We start from the raw sequence: 17,200 nt of genomic DNA, 5'->3' as shown, positions 1-17,200 counted from the left end.
TTAATATGAAATCAATTAATTGGTCTACAGAATATTTACCAGGAACGACAGATAACTTCGTCTCAAATGAAGTTATCAGTAATCAAGTCGACATCGACACAGTTTGGAGTAATTTAGTTGATACGTCTAAATGGGAAACTTATTACGACAATGCCACAAATATCGTTTTAAGTGATAAATCTAGTTCTTTATTAAAATTTGCCGAAAAATTTCATTTTGACACTTTTGGATTTCCAATTGATGCTCAAGTAATGGAATTAGTCAAACCAGTTGATGGAAAAACCGCTAGATTGGCATGGCACGGTTGGCAAAATGGTGATGAAGATACTCAATTCGATGTTTATCATGCTTTTTTGATTGAAAAGTTAGATGATGGTCGAATTAGAATAATTACTCAAGAATCACAAATTGGGAAACCCGCTAAAGATTTAGCAAAACAGGATCCTAATCCAATGTTGAACGGTCACCAAAAGTGGCTAGTTGGTTTGATCAATATTTCTAAAAAATAATAAGGAGTAAATTAATATGACAAAAACATGGTTAATAACAGGAACTTCAAGTGGATTTGGTAAAGAATTGGCACAAATAGTGGCCGCTAATGTTGATAATAATTTAATCGCAACTGCCAGAAAGATGTCAGATTTAGATTATTTAGATAAATACAATGATAGTAAAATTCTTAAAGTGATTTTGGATGTAACTGATACACCTAAGGTTAAAGATATTGTTAAGAGTGCATATGACCGTTTCGGAAAAATTGATGTCCTAGTTAATAACGCTGGTTTAGGATATTTCTCTACCATTGAAGAAAGTGATATGCAACAAGTTCATTATATGTTTGATGTTAATGTTTTTGGATTAGCAAATATGACTAATGCAGTTTTACCTATCATGAGAAAGCAAAAAGATGGAATTATTGTTAACCTATCTTCAGCCCTGGCATTAACGACATTACCTACAATGGGTTTTTACAGTGCTACTAAATATGCCGTCGAAGGATATTCTGATACTCTTCGTCAAGAAGTCAGTGATCTTGGCATTCAAGTAATGAATGTTGAACCTAGTGGAGCTAGAACTAATTGGTCTGGCCGTTCTTCTAAGAAGGTCAAACCAACAATTAGTGACTATCAAAAATTCTCTGATGACATTAGTAGTGTTCCTGATTCTGTTACATCAGCCACCCGGAAATCCACAAAAAATTGCCCAAGTGATTTATAATCAAGTTATAAGCGGAAAAGAATTACCTAAACATTTACCATTGGGACAATTTGCTTTTGAGGGTGGTATTAGTAATTTAGAGAGTATAGTCGATGAAATAAAGAGTCGACGCAATCTTTCTGTATCAACAGATGATTAATGAGGTTAGTAAAAATGACTTATAGCATTGGTCAAGTTTCTAAAATATTAGGTGTAACGATTGACACTATTCGTTACTATGATAAATCTGGTATATTGCCGTTTGTGAAGAGAAATGAAATTGGTAGAAGAGAATTCACTGATAATGATATTCATTTAATGAGAACAATAATTTGTTTAAAAAATGCTGGCGTGTCGGTGGCTGATATTTCTAAATTTATTAAGTTTAGATTACAAGGCGATAGCACTTTAACGCAACGATATAATCTTTTAGAAGAACATAGAAAAGATCTTCAACAACAAATAACCGATTTACAAGATACGATGAGTTATTTGAAATTTAAAGAATGGTATTATAAAACTGCAGTTGATGCAGGTACAGAAACTATTCACTTTGTAAAAGATACGAATGAAGTTATTCCGAATTTAGCAGAAGAGTATACTAAACATCTAGAAGATGAAAATAATTTGGATGAACTGAAAAGATTTTCTAATGTTAAAGATTATCGTAATAAATAAGAAGATTCATCAATTGATGGGTCTTTTTTGTGTTTATAATTGGCTTGAGGGGGCAATATTATGACAACAATAGTAATCGGTGCAGATAGTGGTGTCGGTTTGGAAGTTGCAAAATCATACGGACAGCACGGTCAAAAAATAGTCTTAGTATCACGTGACCAAAATAAGCTAGATACTGCTACTAAAGAATTACGTAAAGAACATATTGCGGCCGCTAACTATGCTTGTGACGTCAATGACTTTGCGGGCACAGATAAAATGATCCAACAATTAATTATGCAAGATGGGAAAATCAATAATTTAGTTTTCAATGTTGGTAATAAACATTTGGATAATGCATTGTCTAGTACCGTCGGTTTGATTGGGGATATTTTTGAAACTAACGTTTTGAGTGCTATCAATGCGGCTAAATCCTTTATTGAGAGCACTAATCCAAATTTACCACGTTCGATTATTTTTACTGGTGGTGGAGCAGCCATTCGTCCGTCCGATAAAGCTTCAACGTTGTCTTTAACTAAGGCTGCTTTGAGAAGTTATGCTTATACTTTGCACAAAGAAGTGGCTCAAGATGATATTTTTGTTGGTTTAGTAACTATTCAAGGAATCATCGGTTCGTCAGATCAGATGGCCCCAGACAAAGTAGCTCAAACATATTGGAATTTATTAGAAAAACGTAATCAAGTAGAAGCCTTCTACCCAGAGCACGTTTCACAGTCTGAATTTGAGTGAGCATATTGCATGTAGCCTGTATAGGAACGTGTAATAATAAGGATGTAAATAGAAGGAAAGTGAGGTTGTAGATGTGCCAGATAAGCAAATGACGTTAGACGAATTAAAGAAGTTTGATGGAAAGGAAGGTCGACCTGCCTATGTTGCAATTGATGGGATTATCTATGATGTTACTGATGTTGATCCTTGGCAAGGTGGAGAACACCACGGAAATGTTGCCGGTCAGGATCTCTCGGAAGTAATTAATCACGCACCACATAAGCATTCTGTTTTAGCTAAATTAAATGAAGTTGGAAAATTAAAATAAAAAATAAGCTCAGTTAGATTGAAATTTCTAACTGAGCTTTTTTTATATTTTGAACACACCATTATCAAATGGCAATTCAACCACAACGTTATCTGTCAAAGTGAATTCTTTAGTATTTTCGAATTCCTTTTTGAAATCAGTTGCTTCGTCATTACTAAAAATAGCTTTGATCTTGTCGATGATGTCGTCTTTATCCATTGAAGTGTAGAATTTGTAAAAATCCAAAACTTTTTGAGTTGAGTTCATGGCAACAAAGGCGCTGCGACTGTTTTTGTTAGTATATAAATAACACACATTATCCAAATAACCAGTTTCTACCTTTTTATATAATTCCAAGTTATCCAAGCCGATATTTGATAATTTAACGAACTTAGTTTGTTTGTCCATTTTTGTACCTACGTTTCTTCTATTTATACCTAGTTTGAGTTGGAAAAGGCCTTTTGTCAATCTAATTAGAATGAGTACGTTTTCATTTAAAAATGCAAGCGATTTTTTGAAATTGTAATCAAATTGTAACTTATGAAGAAATTTTTAACGTGGTATATTTATATTCGCTGATAAAAAAATAGGAGTGTGGGAAATATATGCCACGTAATTTAAAAGAAGAAGTTGTATTCACAGCCATTATGGCCGGATTGATGGTGTTAGTAATGACAGGTTACAACGTCGCAATGGCACAGGGATTAAGTAGTGGACTAGTTATGGAAATTTTAAAAGGTTATCCACTAGGTTTGATCGTTGCGATTATCTTAGATTTATTGATTGTTGGACCAATTGCTAAAGGATTGGCTTTCAAATACATTATTAATGATTATATGAAGAAAAATACCGTTTTAATCGGTATTACAATCTCAGTTTTGATGGTTCTAGGAATGGTAACATTGATGTCATTCTTCGGTATTACCGTTGAAGGTGAATTATCAAATGGCCACGTATTAGCTACTTATGGTCACACTTGGATCTTTAACTTGATTGTTGCTTTACCATTGCAATTGATCATCGTTGGACCTATTGCTCGTGGAGTTTTGGGTAAGATGCAAAGTGTTGCTGCTAAGAAAGCTGAAGCAGAAGAAATCGTTGAAGAAGAAGTTTAATTTAAATATACAAGGATGTTATGGATAAAACTAGCATACAAAAAAATTACCGCTGACAATTAAGCAGCGGTAATTTTTTTGTATTATTTTTGAACTTGATAACGAATCCAAATAGCACCGTCATCATAACTTTGAACACTTTGTAATTTTAAAGATAATGGATGACTATCGTTTGCACGTCCATCAAAAACAGAAGGTGCATTAGTTCGACCATCAACGCCCGGTCCCATTAAAATACTAATTTCATCGATCAAACCAGCATCCAAGAAACCACCGTCGATTTTTCCACCACCAACGATAGCTAGTCTTTCGACGTTGAATTCAGTAGATAAGATTTCAACAGCACGTGCTAAATCAATATGTTTCTCACCAGTAGAAATCCATGAGATGTTTTTAGAATCAAGATATTCTAAATAATCTTTTGTGACTTTTTCACTCGTGATAATGAGATGGGGATGACTCTATTGTGAATCGTTTTCCCAAAGTAAAGTTCCTTTTGTATCCATAACGATATTGTAATTATCGGCAGCTACTTTTTTAGAGAAGGATTCTTTGCCTAAAGCTTCGTTAATCTTAGACTCGAATTTACCAGATTGGGCTAATTCTAATTCAGCAGTTACACGACCACTGATAGTAGTTGGAGCTTTAGTAGCTTTCAAAGTGTCGTAATATTCATTAAGCCGGGCGTGATACCCACGAATTTATTCGTGGGAGGTAAGCCCTCTTTTTTTATTAATATATTAGTTTTTGATATCGAACTTCTTATATTTCACCCTTATTACGGGATTTTGAACACACGTTCGTATACAATGAGTCTATAAAGATACGAGGGAGGTGAAACGATGAAGAATGAAATGGAATATATGATGGGCTTAAAAATGAGAATGTATCCTAGTAGAAGACAGGAAGAAATATTCTGGAAGAATATCAATGCTTCTCGCTTTGTTTACAACAAGTTAGTTGCCAACAGTTGGACTGACTCACCTATTTTTAAAAATAAGTTAGATAAACTGTATCCCATTCCAAAAAAATACTGGAGGCACAATAAAAACGGTAAGCTACTTAAACCTAGTACGGTTCGACCAACAGGATTATCTCGGATTACTAAAGATAAGTATCCATGGTTAGGTGATAAAGACATTGATAGCGATATGATCAATAATGCTCTAGTTAGTTATAAATCAGCTTGGAATCTATTCCATAAAGTACATAACTCTGGAGCACCAAACTTCAAACGTAAATCTAATCCCAATCAAGGATATAGAACATCTAATCATTACAATTCGATCACGGTTAAGAAAAATGGTGGTATGCCATCTTTATATAACGGATCAATTAAATTTTTAGATAACAAACATATTAGATTACCTAAAGTTGGTCGTATCAAAGTTAAACTATCAAGACAGTTACCTATTAACCAATTAGTAAGAATAGCTACTGTTTCCATTAAGCACTTACCAACTGGAGAATGGTTTGTTTCTTTCCTATTAAAAAGTGATGAACCATTTAAAAAACAATTACCTAAAACAAACTCTCAGGTTGGTTATGATTTAAATACTGAAAATTTTCTAACTGATAGTAACGGCAATACCATTGATAATCCTAAATTTTACCGCTCTATCAAAGGTAGATTAGCCAAAGAACAACGTAAGTTATCTCGAAGAGCTAGACGGGCTAAATCAGAAGGAAGAAAACTTTGGAAATCTAAAAACTATCAGAAGCAAAGAAAACTAGTAGCTAAACTTCACGCTAAGGTAAGAAATCAACGTAAAGACTTCCTTCATAATCTCTCAACTACACTTATCAAAAACCACGATTTGGTAGTTGGAGAGAATTTGAAGGGTAAAAATATGTTAAAAAATCATGCTTTAGCCATGTCCATCTCAGACGTTGGTTGGAGAACATTCATAGGTATGTTGGAATATAAAGCTCCGATGTACGGCCGTACCTTTGTTGAAATTTCCCCAGCCTATACGACCCAACAATGTAGTGAATGTGGCTTTAGAATGGGTACGAATAATACTCGTAAACTAACTCTCAAGGATAGAGAATGGACATGTCCTAATTGTGGTACTCATCATATTAGAGATTGGAATGCTTCTAAAAATATCTTAGCTAAGGGTTTGATTGAATTAACTAAACCATTAACTGAAGATAGTCCAATATATAAGTAATAAGTGCGGGCGTTTGGCAACTCACGTCCTAAGTTCTGGTAATTAGCGCATAAGACGTTATGATTCCGATTGCTTTACGGCATGAGACATTATGATGCAATGCTTTATCTGAATAAGTTGAGACTAGTAATTAAGTAGTGATGAGCTATTTAGTGAAGTTCGCAAGCCACTGACTTTAGTCGGTGGTAGTTGACTTTGACCTTGTAAGTGCTCAGTCATATTGCAATCGATACGACCATCAACTGAAGTCATCATGTGACAAATAATATATGGCTTTTTCATAATTTCCCCCATTTTTCTTAATGACTTTAGCTTATTACTTGAAGTCGACTTTAGGTCAAGTTGGTTTTTCACTTTTCTTCCAGTTGATGTTTCTTTAACAAAATAAAACGAGCAAAAGGTTGTGCTAGAACTGCTTCAACAAAAAATGAAATAGCGAAGTTTCTAGGCCATTTGTAAAAGAATTGGGTAATTGGTAGCCAAGAAATGTGTCTGGTACCGATCCAACTTCCAATGACGGTCAAGAAGACTGACATCATTAGAACATTTACTAAGCAATTAATAATCATATGAGCATTGAAGCTGTCTTCTTTAGCGAGTATTTGATTAGTTACTTTCGATGCCGGTGCATTGGTAATTAAAACAAATGCGACTACTACTAGCCAAATAAAGGGTAGAACTTGTAAAGTTTGCCCCCAAGTGTGAAAACTAAATCCTACTTCAAAGCAAGTAATGAGTGGAGCAATGATATTGACCGAGAGAACTGAAACGATTGCAATAAACAATGTAAATTCTCTTTTATTCCGTGGAAGCTTCATGTAAAAATCCAAAATATTAAACCTCTTTCTTTGTCTTTGCACAAAAAAAAGCGCAAAGACACTTTTGTGTGCTTTACGCTGAACAATTATACGCAGTAAATACTTTAAAAGAATATCACTAGAATTTTTTTAAATCAAAGGGAAATTTTTGATTATTACTTTTAGTCATGGATAATCATCCGATATAACTATTTTACGCAACTAACAAAAAATATTATATTTGATATTAGAAGAGGTGAGTAAAATGGCAAAAATATTTATTACTGGTTCGACCGATGGATTGGGTTTCTTAGCCGCTAAAAAATTATTGGCAGATGGAAATGAAGTAGTTCTACATGCTAGAAATGACCAACGAGCCGCAGATGTTCGTCAAAAATTAAACGTTAAGAATATCGTCATTGGTGATTTAGGCAGTCAATCAGAAGTCGAAGGTATTGCTAAACAAGTAAATGCGTTAGGAAAATTCGATACGGTTATTTACAATGCAGGAGTTTATACTTCTGATCGTGAACTGACTTTTAAAGTAAATGACGTGGCACCATATTTACTAACAGCTTTAATCAATAAACCTAAACGCAATATTTATGTTTCGTCAGGAATGCACGTTGGAGCAAAATTAGATATTAATAATTTGGCTAAGACGACAGATTATTCATCGTCTAAGTTACAAATCGTGTTGCTAGTAAAAGCTTTGGCCAAACGTTATCCAGAAATGATTTCGACAGCAGTTGATCCCGGTTGGGTACCGACAAAAATGGGTGGTCAAATGGCAACTGATGACTTAACGGCAGGCTATATGACTCAAGTAAAATTGGCTACTTCTGATGATTTAAGTCTGAATGGTGGATACTTCCATCATCAAAAACCAAGTCATTATGATAAACGAGCTGATGATGAAAAACTACAAGCTGATTATTTAGAGCAATTAGCTAAGATTACAGGAACAATAATTTAGAAATGAAAAAATCAACTAACCAATGATGATTAGTTGATTTTTTAGATTAGAAATTAATTTTTTTGATCCATTTGTCGATATTTTGATTTAACAATTTATCATTATCCATTAATGACATACTCAAAGCTAGTCCATTTTGGGGGTCAAAAGTAGGTATTTCCCGATGTAAGGCACTAGTGTATTTTTCATCATGATCGTAGTAAGTCCAAAAAGCAGCAATGTTGTTGTTTGAGAAGTCATTTTGTCTGATGTATGACAAGATAGGGTTAGATGGATTGAATCCCCAAACGGGACCACCAATGATTACATTGTCATATTTAGAAAGGTCCGGTAATTTTCCGGATAATTCTGGCATGTTATTGTCTGCAATTTCAACTTGGGCTTGATCCCATGCATCGTACATGCCTGCTGCATATTGACGAACAGTTTGAATTCTATATAAATCAACGTTGTTCAATTTTTTGGCAATAAGTTGCGCCATTTTATCAACGATACCTGTTTTTGAGTAATAGACTAGTAGAGTTTTCATATTTTTTCCTTCTTATTATAGAGATTGTCTAGTTGGACGAACGATTACTTCACTGACTGACATGTTATCTTTTGTGCCAATGGCGAATTCAACAGCTGAAGCAATTTGTTCTGGTTGTAATCCATCGACGTTTTCAAAGAAATCTTCAGCAAATTTCTTTTGATTAGAATCATTAATTGAATTGAATAGTTCAGTACCAGTACTACCTGGGGAAACGATTGTTGTTTTAATATTGTTTTCTGCTTGTTCTTGTCTAAGACCGTCCATAATGGCACGAACAGCAAATTTTGTACCACTATATACGGCTGAATCTGGTCCAACGACGTGTCCAGCAACTGAATCAGTTGTAATGATGTGACCACTCTTAGCTTTAGCCATGTAAGGTAAAGCAGCAGCAATACCATTTAGTACACCCATGATGTTGATTTGAAGCATATTTTGCCATTCATCACGGCGACCTTCAATTAAAGGAGCAGTTGGCATGATACCAGCATTATTGTAAAGAACATCGATACGACCATACTTTTCAACCGTTTTATCAATAACGTTTTTAACGTCTTCGAATTTTGTGACATCAGCCTTATAAGCATCAATCTTCCCTGGAAAATCTTTTTGAATTTCTTCTAGACGATTTAAACGACGAGCAGCAATAACTAATTTAGCGTTGTCTTTAGCTAATAATCTACTTGTAGCAGCTCCGATACCTGATGAAGCACCCATAATTACAACGACTTTATTTGATAAATCCATATTTTAAATTCCTCCTGTGAATCAATTTATGTTTATAATATAGATGCTAAAAGTTGTGATGTAAAACAGTTATATTGCAATGGTAACCATGACTAAAAAGGATGGGTAAGATGGAATTACGGGTATTACGGTATTTTATCGAGATCGTAAACGATAAAAGTATCACTTCAGCGGCGGAAAAATTACACATTTCGCAGTCAACTTTGTCACGGCAAATTAAGGATTTAGAAATAGAATTAGGGACAATACTTTTTGAAAGAGGACCACGAGAAATTTCTTTGACTGATGACGGCTATTTCTTATTAGAACGAGCTAAAGAAATTAATAGTCTGGTTGAATCGACTACTTCTGCTATTTTGAATAAAAAAGTTTTGTCAGGAGATTTATATGTTGCGGCCGGTGAAGGTGAAGCTAATGCTATGTTGACAAGAACTTTTAATGAGCTGATCAAAAAGGGCGAAAATATCAACATTAACTTTGAAACCCAAGATGCGGATCAAATTTTTAAAAATCTCGATGCAGGAATTTTGGACTTCGGGGTCGTTTACACAAATGATTCTTTAGACCGTTATAACAAATTATCATTGCCAATTGATAACAAAATTGGGATTGTGATGCCTAGATCAGAAGATAATTTTGGTAAAGAAAGTTTTGTGGCAGCTGATTTAAAAGGAATGAATTTATTAATACCAAGACAAATTGACGTTCATTCACAATTGATGTCTTATTTAGACGAATACGTTCGTGATTATGAAATTACGGGTACTTATGATATGAATTACAATATGCGAGCCATGGTTATGTCTGGGATGGGATGTGCTATTACATTTAATAAACCTGAATATCAGAGTGGGGAGCTAGTTTTTAAAAGTTTGAATTACTTAGATTCGATTAAGACTGTCCTGATCTGGAAGAAATCGCGAACTTTATCACGGTTGGCAGAAGAATTTTTAAAAGAAATGAAAAATGAAAAAAGTGAGTAGACTGATTAATCTACTCACTTTTTTCTATTTAACGATATTAGTCTTAATTCTATCCATAGGTATTTCACGTGGAACAAATTTCTCAGAAGTTTGACCAATAGTTAAAGCAAAGACTGCTTTAAAACCATCAGGAACAACGCCACTAGGAATTGAACCAACACTAGCCATATTGTAATTGGCGCCTAATCCTTGGTCTTCAGCGGCCAATTCCATGTTGTGAACGATAGCACCGGCAGAAAGATCTTCCATAGTATCGGGATTCTTAGCTGAAACGACGATAACAGTTGGAGCATCGTAAATTCCGCTCATTTTGTTAAGAATTTCGGGTTTTTGAATAACTGTCAAACGATAATTATCATATTCACCCATACCAACGGGTCCGGCGTTACCAGCTAGTAAAATTTTGTGGAGTTGCTCATCGGTAATTTGACCACTATATTGACGAACAGCTTTACGAGAACTAATCATTTTTTCAGTTTCCATAATATCAACACTCCTCTTTTAACTCTATGATTATGATAGTATAAACTAATCAAAATATTAATCATTTAAATTGAGGTTACACATGGAAATTACTGAAGCAACATTAAAAGATTTACCAGAAATTGTTAGAATTGAGAACTTAGGTTTTACATCTGAAGAGGCAGGAACCAAAGAACAATATCAAGATCGGATTAAAAAATTACAGGATACTTTTTTGGTAGCTCGTATCGATGGACAAGTAGCGGGTTTTGTCGTAGGACCGGCCGTCAAAGAAAAATTCGTGGAAGACTGGATGTACGAGAACACGCCGAAAAATTTGCCAACCGGTGGCAATCAAATTATCTTTACCATCGCCGTTGATCCTAAATTCAGAGTACACAGTATTGGCAGCAAGTTGTTGAAGGCAATGGAAGATAATGCCAGAAAAGCTCAACGAGAAAGTATCTCTTTAACTAGTTTGGAAAAAAATCTACCATTTTACTTGAAGAATGGTTTCAAGAATCTCGGAATAGCCGATTCAGAACATGCCGGTGAAACTTGGTATAACTTGGTTAAAGAATTGAATGATTAGAGCAAGTTTTTGTGTCTAAAAAATTATGATACCCTTAAATAAATTTCAATTGGGGGCCACAGCGTTCCAGCGTTTTCCAGGGCCGAGCGGAAGACGGCAGTGCAGTATAGTACTATTTTGATTCAAATCATTTCAAATTTGTTGAAACTACTCTAAACTAAAGATTATAATTAATTAGAAGTGTATTAAAAAAAGATTAAAGGGGAACTTATGACTGAAATAACACGTTTTTATGATAAATTTCAACCTAGCCGCTACGATGTCTTTATCGATATCAACCGTGGCACAAAACAATTTTCTGGTAAGACTGTTATTGATGGTGAAGCTAAGGTGCCATCAATTTCTATCCACCAAAAGTATTTGAATATTGAATCTGTTCAAGCTGATGGTAAAGATGTTCCATTCACAACTGATGATGACAACGATGCTATCAATATCGACTTACCACAAGCTGGTGAAACAACTTTAACTATCGCATACAATGCCAAACTTACTGACTCAATGATGGGTATTTATCCTTCATATTACGAAGTAAACGGCGAAAAGAAACAAATTATTGGTACACAATTTGAAACAACTTTTGCTCGTCAAGCCTTCCCATGTGTCGATGAACCTGAAGCTAAGGCTAAATTTGACATGGCTATCAAGTTCGATGAAAAACCTGGCGAAACAATTTTGGCTAACATGCCTGAAATTAGAACTGAAAATGGCATTCACTACTTTGACACAACTGTTAAGATGTCAACTTACTTAATTGCTTTTGCCTTTGGTGACCTTCAAAGTAAAGTTACTAAGACTAAGAGTGGCGTTGAAGTCGGCGTTTTCGCAACTAAGGCTCACAAAGCTAACGAACTAGATTTTGCTTTGAGCATTGCTAAACGTGCCATCGAATTTTACGAAGACTTCTATCAAACACCTTATCCACTACCACATTCATGGCAATTGGCACTTCCTGATTTCTCAGCTGGTGCAATGGAAAACTGGGGACTAGTAACTTATCGTGAAGCTTACTTGATGGTCGATCCTGATAATACTTCACTCGATACTAAGCAATTAGTCGCTACTGTTATTACACACGAATTAGCTCACCAATGGTTTGGTGACTTGGTAACTATGAAGTGGTGGGACGACTTATGGTTAAATGAAAGTTTTGCCAACATGATGGAATACGTTGCTGTTGATGCTATCGAACCTGAGTGGAATGTCTGGGAATTGTTCCAAACATCCGATGTTCCAGCTGCTTTACAACGTGATGCGACTGACGGTGTTCAATCAGTTCACGTTCAAGTTAATAATCCAGCTGAAATCGATGCCTTGTTTGACTCAGCTATCGTTTATGCCAAAGGTGCTCGTATGCTAGTTATGGTACGTTCATTGTTAGGTGACGACAACTTACGTGCTGGTTTGAAGAAGTACTTTGAGGCTCACAAATATAGTAATGCTCAAGGGGATGACCTTTGGAATGCTTTAGGTGATGCTTCTGGTATCGATGTTGGTAAGATCATGCACTCATGGCTCCAACAACCGGGTTATCCAGTGGTTTCAGCTAGTGTCGTTGACGGTAAGATTCAATTGTCACAACAACAATTCTTCATCGGTGCCGGTAAAGATGAAGGACGTCTATGGCAAATTCCTTTGAACAGTAACTACGGTGCTGCTCCTAAGATTATGGCTGACCAAACAATTACAATTGGTGATTACGAAACATTGCATAAAGATGCTGGAGTTCCATTCCGCCTAAATGTCGGTAACAACTCACACTTTATCGTTAAATATGACGATACTTTGTTAAGCGACATTTTGGAAAACATTGATTCAATTGATGCTATTTCACAACTTGGTATCATCCAAGACTTACAATTGTTGGCTGATGCACATCAAATTTCTTATGCTTCAATCGTGCCATTATTGACAAAAGTTTCTGATAGCAAGTCAAATGTTGTTAACGCCGCTTTGTATCGTACAGCTAACAACTTGAAGAAGTTCGTCACACCAGGTTCAGAAGCCGAAGAAAACTTGAAAGCCTTCTTTAACAAATTGAGTGTTAACCAAGTTGCTCGTCTAGGCTGGGAACCAAAGAAAGATGAATCAAATGATGATCAATTGACTCGTCCTTATGTTCTAAATGCTGCTTTGTATGCTAAGAATAAAGATGCCGTAGCTCAAGCTCATGAAATCTTTACTAATAATAAAGATAATTTAGGTGCCTTATCAGCTGACATTCGTTTGCTAGTTTTGAGAAATGAAGTTAAGAATTATGGTAGTGCAGAATTGTTTGATAATTTGTTGAATGATTATGTTAAATCAAGTGACCCTAGTTACAAAGCTGATTTGGCAGTAGCTATCACAAGCACACCAGATGCTAACTTGATTCAAAAGCTCGTTAAACAATTTGAAAATGCCGATGTTATCAAGCCACAAGACTTACGTGCATGGTATCGTGGAACTTTGGCTAACGAATACGCACAACAAGATGCTTGGGACTGGATCAGAAATGACTGGAACTGGCTAGAAAAGACTGTCGGTGGAGATATGGAATTCTCAACTTACATCACAGTTACTTCAATGATCTTCCATACACCAGAACGTTTGGCTGAATTTAAAGATTTTTTCGAACCAAAAGTTAATACACCAGGTTTGACACGTGAAATCAAGATGGATATTAAGATTGTTGAAACTAAGGTTCAATTAGTTGAAAGCGAAAAGGATGCTGTTAATAAGGCAATTGCTGAAAATAAATAATCTTTTGTAGATTAGCTTTTTAGCTTAACTTGTATTAAGCTGCCGTCGTCCGTTCGGCCTTTCACGGCTGAGCATTTTCCAGGACCTCACTCCCGACTAGATAGTGGTTTCTATCTTTATATAAATTACTTCAGAAAATTAATAGAAGATATTATTGGAATTGCAGTATATTGCTGTGGTTTTAGTAGTATTTTCTTTTTTTATGTAAAGAAATAGAACTGTTATTTAAGAAGTATATGTTTAACTCTATCTAAATAAAAATTGAAATCTAGTCGGGAGCAAAAGCCCTGTGATGGCTCAGCCACCAAATTATTCTTAGCAACTTGTTGCTTAGAATAAGACCAATCTTGAAGACTTTGCCCGAACTTGGGCTTAGCAAAGGCTTCAAGTTGCGTCGGCAGCGTTCCAGCCAATCACAGGGTTTTTGCGGACGACGGCATATTTAGTTAAACTATATTTAAAATTCAAGTTAAGTAAACCTAATAATTTTCTTGAAACACCATAAGGTATATGTTACTCTTTGGATAGAGCGGGTAATCCGCCTAAGAATGGAGGCTCTTTATGTTAACTGTTAAGAACCTCACTGTCGCTTACGATGACACACCAGTATTTTCTGATGTTGCCGTTAACTTTAACGCAGGTAAGATCACTGGAATCATTGGACCGAACGGTGCAGGGAAATCTACACTCATTAAGGCAATTTTAAATCTGATCAAAACCAAAAGTGGTCATATTGACTATGATGGTCAGACAATGAAATCAGTTCAAAAGCAAGTTGCTTACGTTGAACAAAGAAAGGATTTAGATTTAACTTTTCCAATCGATGTCTTTGATGTCGTCCTTACTGGAACTTATGGAAAATTAGGCTTGTTTAAAAATCCAGGCAAAGCTGAGAAGAAACTTTCACAGGATGCTTTGGCACAAGTTTCACTGACGGAATTTGCTAAACGTCAAATTGGAAATTTATCTGGTGGGCAATTGCAGCGAGTTTTCGTAGCTCGAGCAATCGTCCAACAAGCAGAAATTATCATTTTAGATGAACCCTTTGTCGGAATCGACTTGCAGAGTGAAACAGCTATTATGAGAATTTTGAAACAGTGGCGAGATGCTGGTAAGACAATTATCGTCATTCACCACGATTTGAATAAAGTTCATGATTATTTTGATGATTTGGTGATTTTGAATCACGGTATCGTGGACTTTGGACCTACTAATGAAGTTTATAATCCAAAAAATATCGAACGAGCTTTTAGTGCAGATCTTTCTTCAGTCTTGTTTGCGGAAAAGGAAGGTGTGCAGTGATGGCATCAATAGTAGAATTTTTTAATGCTTTAACCAAATACGACTTTCTGCAAAGTGCTTTATTAACAGCAGTTATGGTCGGAATTATGTCAGGGATAATCGGTAGTTTCATTATTTTACGTGGGATGTCCTTGATGGGGGATGCCATTTCGCATGCGGTTTTACCCGGAGTTGCCGTGGCTTACATGTTAGGTATCAATATTTTATTAGGAGCATCAGTCTTTGGTGTTCTAGCAGCTTTATTGATTGGTTTTGTTGCCTCACGAAGTAAAATCAAAACTGATACGTCAATAGGGGTCGTCTTTAGTGCTTTTTATGCTTTAGGATTTATTTTGATTTCAATGGCCGAAAGCTCCACTAATTTGCATCATATTTTGTTTGGAAATATCTTGGCAGTTAGTGACAGTGACATTATGACTACAGCAGTTGTATTAGGATTAGTTATCTTATTTGTTGTCGTGTTCTATAAAGAATTGTTGGTGACGTCATTTGATGAAACTTACGCTAGAACGTACGGCTTGAAAGTCCAAGTTATCCACTATGCTTTAATGTTGGTGTTAACTTTGGTTACTGTCTCCGCTTTGCAAACAGTCGGAATTATTTTGGTAGTGGCGATGTTGATTACGCCAGCCGCAACCGCCTTTTTATGGACTGACAAGTTAAACATTATGTTAGTTTTATCGGCAGTCATAGGAATAATTTCAGCGATAACTGGTCTGTACTTTAGTTACACTTTCAACTGGGCATCTGGTCCGGCAATCGTTATTGTGGCAGCTAGTTTGTTTGCTTTATCGTTTATCTTTTCACCAAAACAAAACTTCTTTAAATTGAAAAGGAGTGTGGCTCGATGAAGAGAATTTGGATAACTTTAGTCGCTGTGATTGCCATGATCAGTGGAGTTTACTTTTTCTTAAATAGTCGTGATAATCATTCCGCTGATTTAACTGCTGGTGATAAACTACAAGTCGTGACAACTAATTCGATTTTGGAAGATATGGTCAGAAACGTTGGTGGCGACCGAATCGAATTGTACAGTATCGTCAAACGTGGAACTGATCCGCACGAGTATGAGCCACAACCAAGTGATGTTTCAGCCGCAACTGAAGCTAATGTGATTTTCCACAATGGGTTGAATTTAGAAACTGGTGGGAATGGCTGGTTCAATAAATTAGTCGAGACTTCACATAAGAAATTCAATGAAGATGTTTTCTCAGCTAGTAGCGAAGTGACACCGGAACATTTGACAACTAACGTGGATGAAGAAGATCCGCATGCCTGGTTAGATTTAGCCAACGGGGTCAAATATGTTCAAGTTATTACGAAAGTTTTGAAGGAAAAAGATAAGAAAAATGCCAGCTACTATCAAGCAAACGCTGATAAATACATTGCTAAGTTAGAAAAATTGCATCATCAAGCACAATCAAAGTACTTAGAAATCCCTGAAAAACAACGTTTATTAGTAACTTCAGAAGGTGCGTTCAAGTATTTCGGTAAGGCTTATCACGTGACACCGGCCTATATTTGGGAAATCAATACTGAATCGCAAGGAACGCCGGAACAAATGCAACGAGTTTTGGGTAAAATTAGAAAATCTGCCGTCAAAAACTTGTTTGTTGAGTCTTCTGTTTCACCTAAATCAATGGAAAAAGTATCGAAGGAGTCTGGTTTGGAGATTTATTCTAAATTATTTACTGATTCTTTAGCTAAAGAAGGCAGTGATGGGGATACTTATTATTCGATGATGAAGTGGAATATTGATCATATTTATGAAGGATTAAAATAAAAAGTTCTCACATTCAATTGTGGGAACTTTTTCATTAAATCATAAATTATTATTTTAAAAATGATATTTTATTTATTGCTTGTAATTATTATTAATGGGTATAAA

At 35.5% G+C, this 17,200-nt stretch carries 22 protein-coding genes and 1 pseudogene; 14 read left to right on the top strand and 9 right to left on the bottom strand.

Translation table 11 applies throughout. The features are described 5' to 3' along the window. The first annotated feature begins 5 nt into the window (after positions 1-5). The 5 genes and pseudogenes from FFM65_RS10915 to FFM65_RS10895 all read left to right on the top strand — a co-directional run bounded on the left by FFM65_RS10915 (position 6) and on the right by FFM65_RS10895 (position 2,911). A complete protein-coding gene (locus FFM65_RS10915) occupies positions 6-509 on the top strand; it encodes an SRPBCC family protein (protein ID WP_119318784.1) in 504 nt (167 codons plus the stop codon). Between the two features lie 16 nt (positions 510-525). Further along, positions 526-1,357, top strand: a pseudogene (locus FFM65_RS10910) (SDR family NAD(P)-dependent oxidoreductase). A 14-nt stretch (positions 1,358-1,371) separates the two neighbouring features. Then, a complete protein-coding gene (locus FFM65_RS10905) occupies positions 1,372-1,875 on the top strand; it encodes a MerR family transcriptional regulator (protein ID WP_119318785.1) in 504 nt (167 codons plus the stop codon). Between the two features lie 60 nt (positions 1,876-1,935). Continuing rightward, the gene (locus FFM65_RS10900) at positions 1,936-2,604 is read left to right on the top strand and encodes an SDR family NAD(P)-dependent oxidoreductase (RefSeq protein ID WP_119318786.1); all 669 of its coding nucleotides are present in this window, start codon (positions 1,936-1,938) and stop codon (positions 2,602-2,604) included. Positions 2,605-2,692: 88 nt separating this feature from the next. After that, positions 2,693-2,911, top strand: a complete 219-nt coding sequence (locus tag FFM65_RS10895) for a cytochrome b5 domain-containing protein (RefSeq protein ID WP_162898000.1) — start codon at positions 2,693-2,695, stop codon at positions 2,909-2,911. Between the two features lie 42 nt (positions 2,912-2,953). On the opposite strand, the gene FFM65_RS10890 is transcribed toward FFM65_RS10895, so the two are convergent. Beyond that, positions 2,954-3,298 (bottom strand): hypothetical protein, encoded by a 345-nt coding sequence (locus tag FFM65_RS10890; RefSeq protein WP_119318788.1) that lies wholly within the window; start codon positions 3,296-3,298, stop codon positions 2,954-2,956. 197 nt (positions 3,299-3,495) lie between these two features. On the opposite strand from FFM65_RS10890, the gene FFM65_RS10885 reads away from it, so the two are divergent. After that, on the top strand, positions 3,496-4,005 hold the full coding sequence (locus FFM65_RS10885) for a DUF2798 domain-containing protein (protein WP_119318789.1): 510 nt from the start codon (positions 3,496-3,498) through the stop codon (positions 4,003-4,005). Positions 4,006-4,088: 83 nt separating this feature from the next. Here the strand turns inward: FFM65_RS10885 and FFM65_RS12395 are convergent, their stop codons facing one another. Together FFM65_RS12395 and FFM65_RS12390 are read right to left on the bottom strand one after the other, a co-directional pair. Then, positions 4,089-4,448 (bottom strand): dihydrofolate reductase family protein, encoded by a 360-nt coding sequence (locus FFM65_RS12395; protein WP_245954269.1) that lies wholly within the window; start codon positions 4,446-4,448, stop codon positions 4,089-4,091. Between the two features lie 18 nt (positions 4,449-4,466). Then, positions 4,467-4,664: a hypothetical protein gene (locus FFM65_RS12390; RefSeq protein ID WP_245954266.1), complete on the bottom strand. Its 198-nt coding sequence runs from the start codon at positions 4,662-4,664 to the stop codon at positions 4,467-4,469. 183 nt (positions 4,665-4,847) lie between these two features. On the opposite strand from FFM65_RS12390, the gene FFM65_RS10875 reads away from it, so the two are divergent. Then, positions 4,848-6,179, top strand: coding sequence for an RNA-guided endonuclease InsQ/TnpB family protein (locus tag FFM65_RS10875; RefSeq protein ID WP_119318790.1), 1,332 nt, complete (start codon positions 4,848-4,850; stop codon positions 6,177-6,179). A 123-nt stretch (positions 6,180-6,302) separates the two neighbouring features. Here the strand turns inward: FFM65_RS10875 and FFM65_RS12385 are convergent, their stop codons facing one another. Both FFM65_RS12385 and FFM65_RS10865 read right to left on the bottom strand, forming a co-directional pair. Then, the gene (locus FFM65_RS12385; protein WP_245954267.1) at positions 6,303-6,461 is read right to left on the bottom strand and encodes a hypothetical protein; all 159 of its coding nucleotides are present in this window, start codon (positions 6,459-6,461) and stop codon (positions 6,303-6,305) included. A gap of 68 nt (positions 6,462-6,529) precedes the next feature. Continuing rightward, positions 6,530-6,997: a hypothetical protein gene (locus FFM65_RS10865; protein WP_255311504.1), complete on the bottom strand. Its 468-nt coding sequence runs from the start codon at positions 6,995-6,997 to the stop codon at positions 6,530-6,532. Between the two features lie 244 nt (positions 6,998-7,241). Between FFM65_RS10865 and FFM65_RS10860 the strand changes: the two genes are divergently transcribed. Further along, positions 7,242-7,952 (top strand): SDR family NAD(P)-dependent oxidoreductase, encoded by a 711-nt coding sequence (locus tag FFM65_RS10860; protein ID WP_119318792.1) that lies wholly within the window; start codon positions 7,242-7,244, stop codon positions 7,950-7,952. A 46-nt stretch (positions 7,953-7,998) separates the two neighbouring features. On the opposite strand, the gene FFM65_RS10855 is transcribed toward FFM65_RS10860, so the two are convergent. Continuing rightward, positions 7,999-8,481 (bottom strand): flavodoxin family protein, encoded by a 483-nt coding sequence (locus tag FFM65_RS10855; protein ID WP_119318793.1) that lies wholly within the window; start codon positions 8,479-8,481, stop codon positions 7,999-8,001. A gap of 15 nt (positions 8,482-8,496) precedes the next feature. Next, complete coding sequence (locus tag FFM65_RS10850; protein ID WP_119318794.1) at positions 8,497-9,231, bottom strand: SDR family oxidoreductase; 735 nt, start codon at positions 9,229-9,231, stop codon at positions 8,497-8,499. Between the two features lie 110 nt (positions 9,232-9,341). Here FFM65_RS10850 and FFM65_RS10845 point away from each other — a divergent pair, with 110 nt between their 5' ends. Beyond that, on the top strand, positions 9,342-10,214 hold the full coding sequence (locus FFM65_RS10845; RefSeq protein WP_119318795.1) for a LysR family transcriptional regulator: 873 nt from the start codon (positions 9,342-9,344) through the stop codon (positions 10,212-10,214). 24 nt (positions 10,215-10,238) lie between these two features. Here FFM65_RS10845 and FFM65_RS10840 read toward each other — a convergent pair whose 3' ends face one another. Continuing rightward, the gene (locus tag FFM65_RS10840) at positions 10,239-10,697 is read right to left on the bottom strand and encodes a nitroreductase family protein (protein WP_119318796.1); all 459 of its coding nucleotides are present in this window, start codon (positions 10,695-10,697) and stop codon (positions 10,239-10,241) included. An 82-nt stretch (positions 10,698-10,779) separates the two neighbouring features. Here FFM65_RS10840 and FFM65_RS10835 point away from each other — a divergent pair, with 82 nt between their 5' ends. Both FFM65_RS10835 and FFM65_RS10830 read left to right on the top strand, forming a co-directional pair. Continuing rightward, complete coding sequence (locus tag FFM65_RS10835) at positions 10,780-11,268, top strand: GNAT family N-acetyltransferase (protein ID WP_119318797.1); 489 nt, start codon at positions 10,780-10,782, stop codon at positions 11,266-11,268. 210 nt (positions 11,269-11,478) lie between these two features. Then, on the top strand, positions 11,479-14,010 hold the full coding sequence (locus tag FFM65_RS10830; protein WP_119318798.1) for a M1 family metallopeptidase: 2,532 nt from the start codon (positions 11,479-11,481) through the stop codon (positions 14,008-14,010). 221 nt (positions 14,011-14,231) lie between these two features. On the opposite strand, the gene FFM65_RS12220 is transcribed toward FFM65_RS10830, so the two are convergent. Then, complete coding sequence (locus FFM65_RS12220) at positions 14,232-14,423, bottom strand: hypothetical protein (RefSeq protein WP_170176906.1); 192 nt, start codon at positions 14,421-14,423, stop codon at positions 14,232-14,234. A gap of 148 nt (positions 14,424-14,571) precedes the next feature. On the opposite strand from FFM65_RS12220, the gene FFM65_RS10825 reads away from it, so the two are divergent. The 3 genes from FFM65_RS10825 to FFM65_RS10815 are packed head-to-tail and all read left to right on the top strand — an operon-like array spanning position 14,572 to position 17,095. Continuing rightward, positions 14,572-15,312, top strand: a complete 741-nt coding sequence (locus FFM65_RS10825) for a metal ABC transporter ATP-binding protein (RefSeq protein WP_119318799.1) — start codon at positions 14,572-14,574, stop codon at positions 15,310-15,312. Beyond that, positions 15,312-16,163, top strand: a complete 852-nt coding sequence (locus tag FFM65_RS10820; protein ID WP_119318800.1) for a metal ABC transporter permease — start codon at positions 15,312-15,314, stop codon at positions 16,161-16,163. Before FFM65_RS10825 ends, FFM65_RS10820 begins: the two co-directional genes overlap by 1 nt. Then, complete coding sequence (locus tag FFM65_RS10815; RefSeq protein WP_119318801.1) at positions 16,160-17,095, top strand: metal ABC transporter substrate-binding protein; 936 nt, start codon at positions 16,160-16,162, stop codon at positions 17,093-17,095. Before FFM65_RS10820 ends, FFM65_RS10815 begins: the two co-directional genes overlap by 4 nt. Positions 17,096-17,200: the final 105 nt, after the last annotated feature.

The sequence above is a fragment of the Companilactobacillus formosensis genome, from assembly GCF_005405305.1.
GTDB lineage: Bacteria > Bacillota > Bacilli > Lactobacillales > Lactobacillaceae > Companilactobacillus > Companilactobacillus formosensis.
The sequence above is the reverse complement of the archived record's forward strand: the minus strand, read 5'-3'. Positions and strand labels throughout refer to the sequence as shown.

Bases quoted from the DNA above. Each gene is read 5' to 3' on its own strand.
- FFM65_RS10915 (WP_119318784.1), top strand. From the start codon at position 6: ATGAAATCAATTAATTGGTCTACAGAATATTTACCAGGAACGACAGAT.
- FFM65_RS10905 (WP_119318785.1), top strand. From the start codon at position 1,372: ATGACTTATAGCATTGGTCAAGTTTCTAAAATATTAGGTGTAACGATT.
- FFM65_RS10900 (WP_119318786.1), top strand. From the start codon at position 1,936: ATGACAACAATAGTAATCGGTGCAGATAGTGGTGTCGGTTTGGAAGTT.
- FFM65_RS10895 (WP_162898000.1), top strand. From the start codon at position 2,693: ATGACGTTAGACGAATTAAAGAAGTTTGATGGAAAGGAAGGTCGACCT.
- FFM65_RS10890 (WP_119318788.1), bottom strand. From the start codon at position 3,298: ATGGACAAACAAACTAAGTTCGTTAAATTATCAAATATCGGCTTGGAT.
- FFM65_RS10885 (WP_119318789.1), top strand. From the start codon at position 3,496: ATGCCACGTAATTTAAAAGAAGAAGTTGTATTCACAGCCATTATGGCC.
- FFM65_RS10875 (WP_119318790.1), top strand. From the start codon at position 4,848: ATGAAGAATGAAATGGAATATATGATGGGCTTAAAAATGAGAATGTAT.
- FFM65_RS12385 (WP_245954267.1), bottom strand. From the start codon at position 6,461: ATGAAAAAGCCATATATTATTTGTCACATGATGACTTCAGTTGATGGT.
- FFM65_RS10865 (WP_255311504.1), bottom strand. From the start codon at position 6,997: ATGAAGCTTCCACGGAATAAAAGAGAATTTACATTGTTTATTGCAATC.
- FFM65_RS10860 (WP_119318792.1), top strand. From the start codon at position 7,242: ATGGCAAAAATATTTATTACTGGTTCGACCGATGGATTGGGTTTCTTA.
- FFM65_RS10855 (WP_119318793.1), bottom strand. From the start codon at position 8,481: ATGAAAACTCTACTAGTCTATTACTCAAAAACAGGTATCGTTGATAAA.
- FFM65_RS10850 (WP_119318794.1), bottom strand. From the start codon at position 9,231: ATGGATTTATCAAATAAAGTCGTTGTAATTATGGGTGCTTCATCAGGT.
- FFM65_RS10845 (WP_119318795.1), top strand. From the start codon at position 9,342: ATGGAATTACGGGTATTACGGTATTTTATCGAGATCGTAAACGATAAA.
- FFM65_RS10840 (WP_119318796.1), bottom strand. From the start codon at position 10,697: ATGGAAACTGAAAAAATGATTAGTTCTCGTAAAGCTGTTCGTCAATAT.
- FFM65_RS10835 (WP_119318797.1), top strand. From the start codon at position 10,780: ATGGAAATTACTGAAGCAACATTAAAAGATTTACCAGAAATTGTTAGA.
- FFM65_RS10830 (WP_119318798.1), top strand. From the start codon at position 11,479: ATGACTGAAATAACACGTTTTTATGATAAATTTCAACCTAGCCGCTAC.
- FFM65_RS10825 (WP_119318799.1), top strand. From the start codon at position 14,572: ATGTTAACTGTTAAGAACCTCACTGTCGCTTACGATGACACACCAGTA.
- FFM65_RS10820 (WP_119318800.1), top strand. From the start codon at position 15,312: ATGGCATCAATAGTAGAATTTTTTAATGCTTTAACCAAATACGACTTT.
- FFM65_RS10815 (WP_119318801.1), top strand. From the start codon at position 16,160: ATGAAGAGAATTTGGATAACTTTAGTCGCTGTGATTGCCATGATCAGT.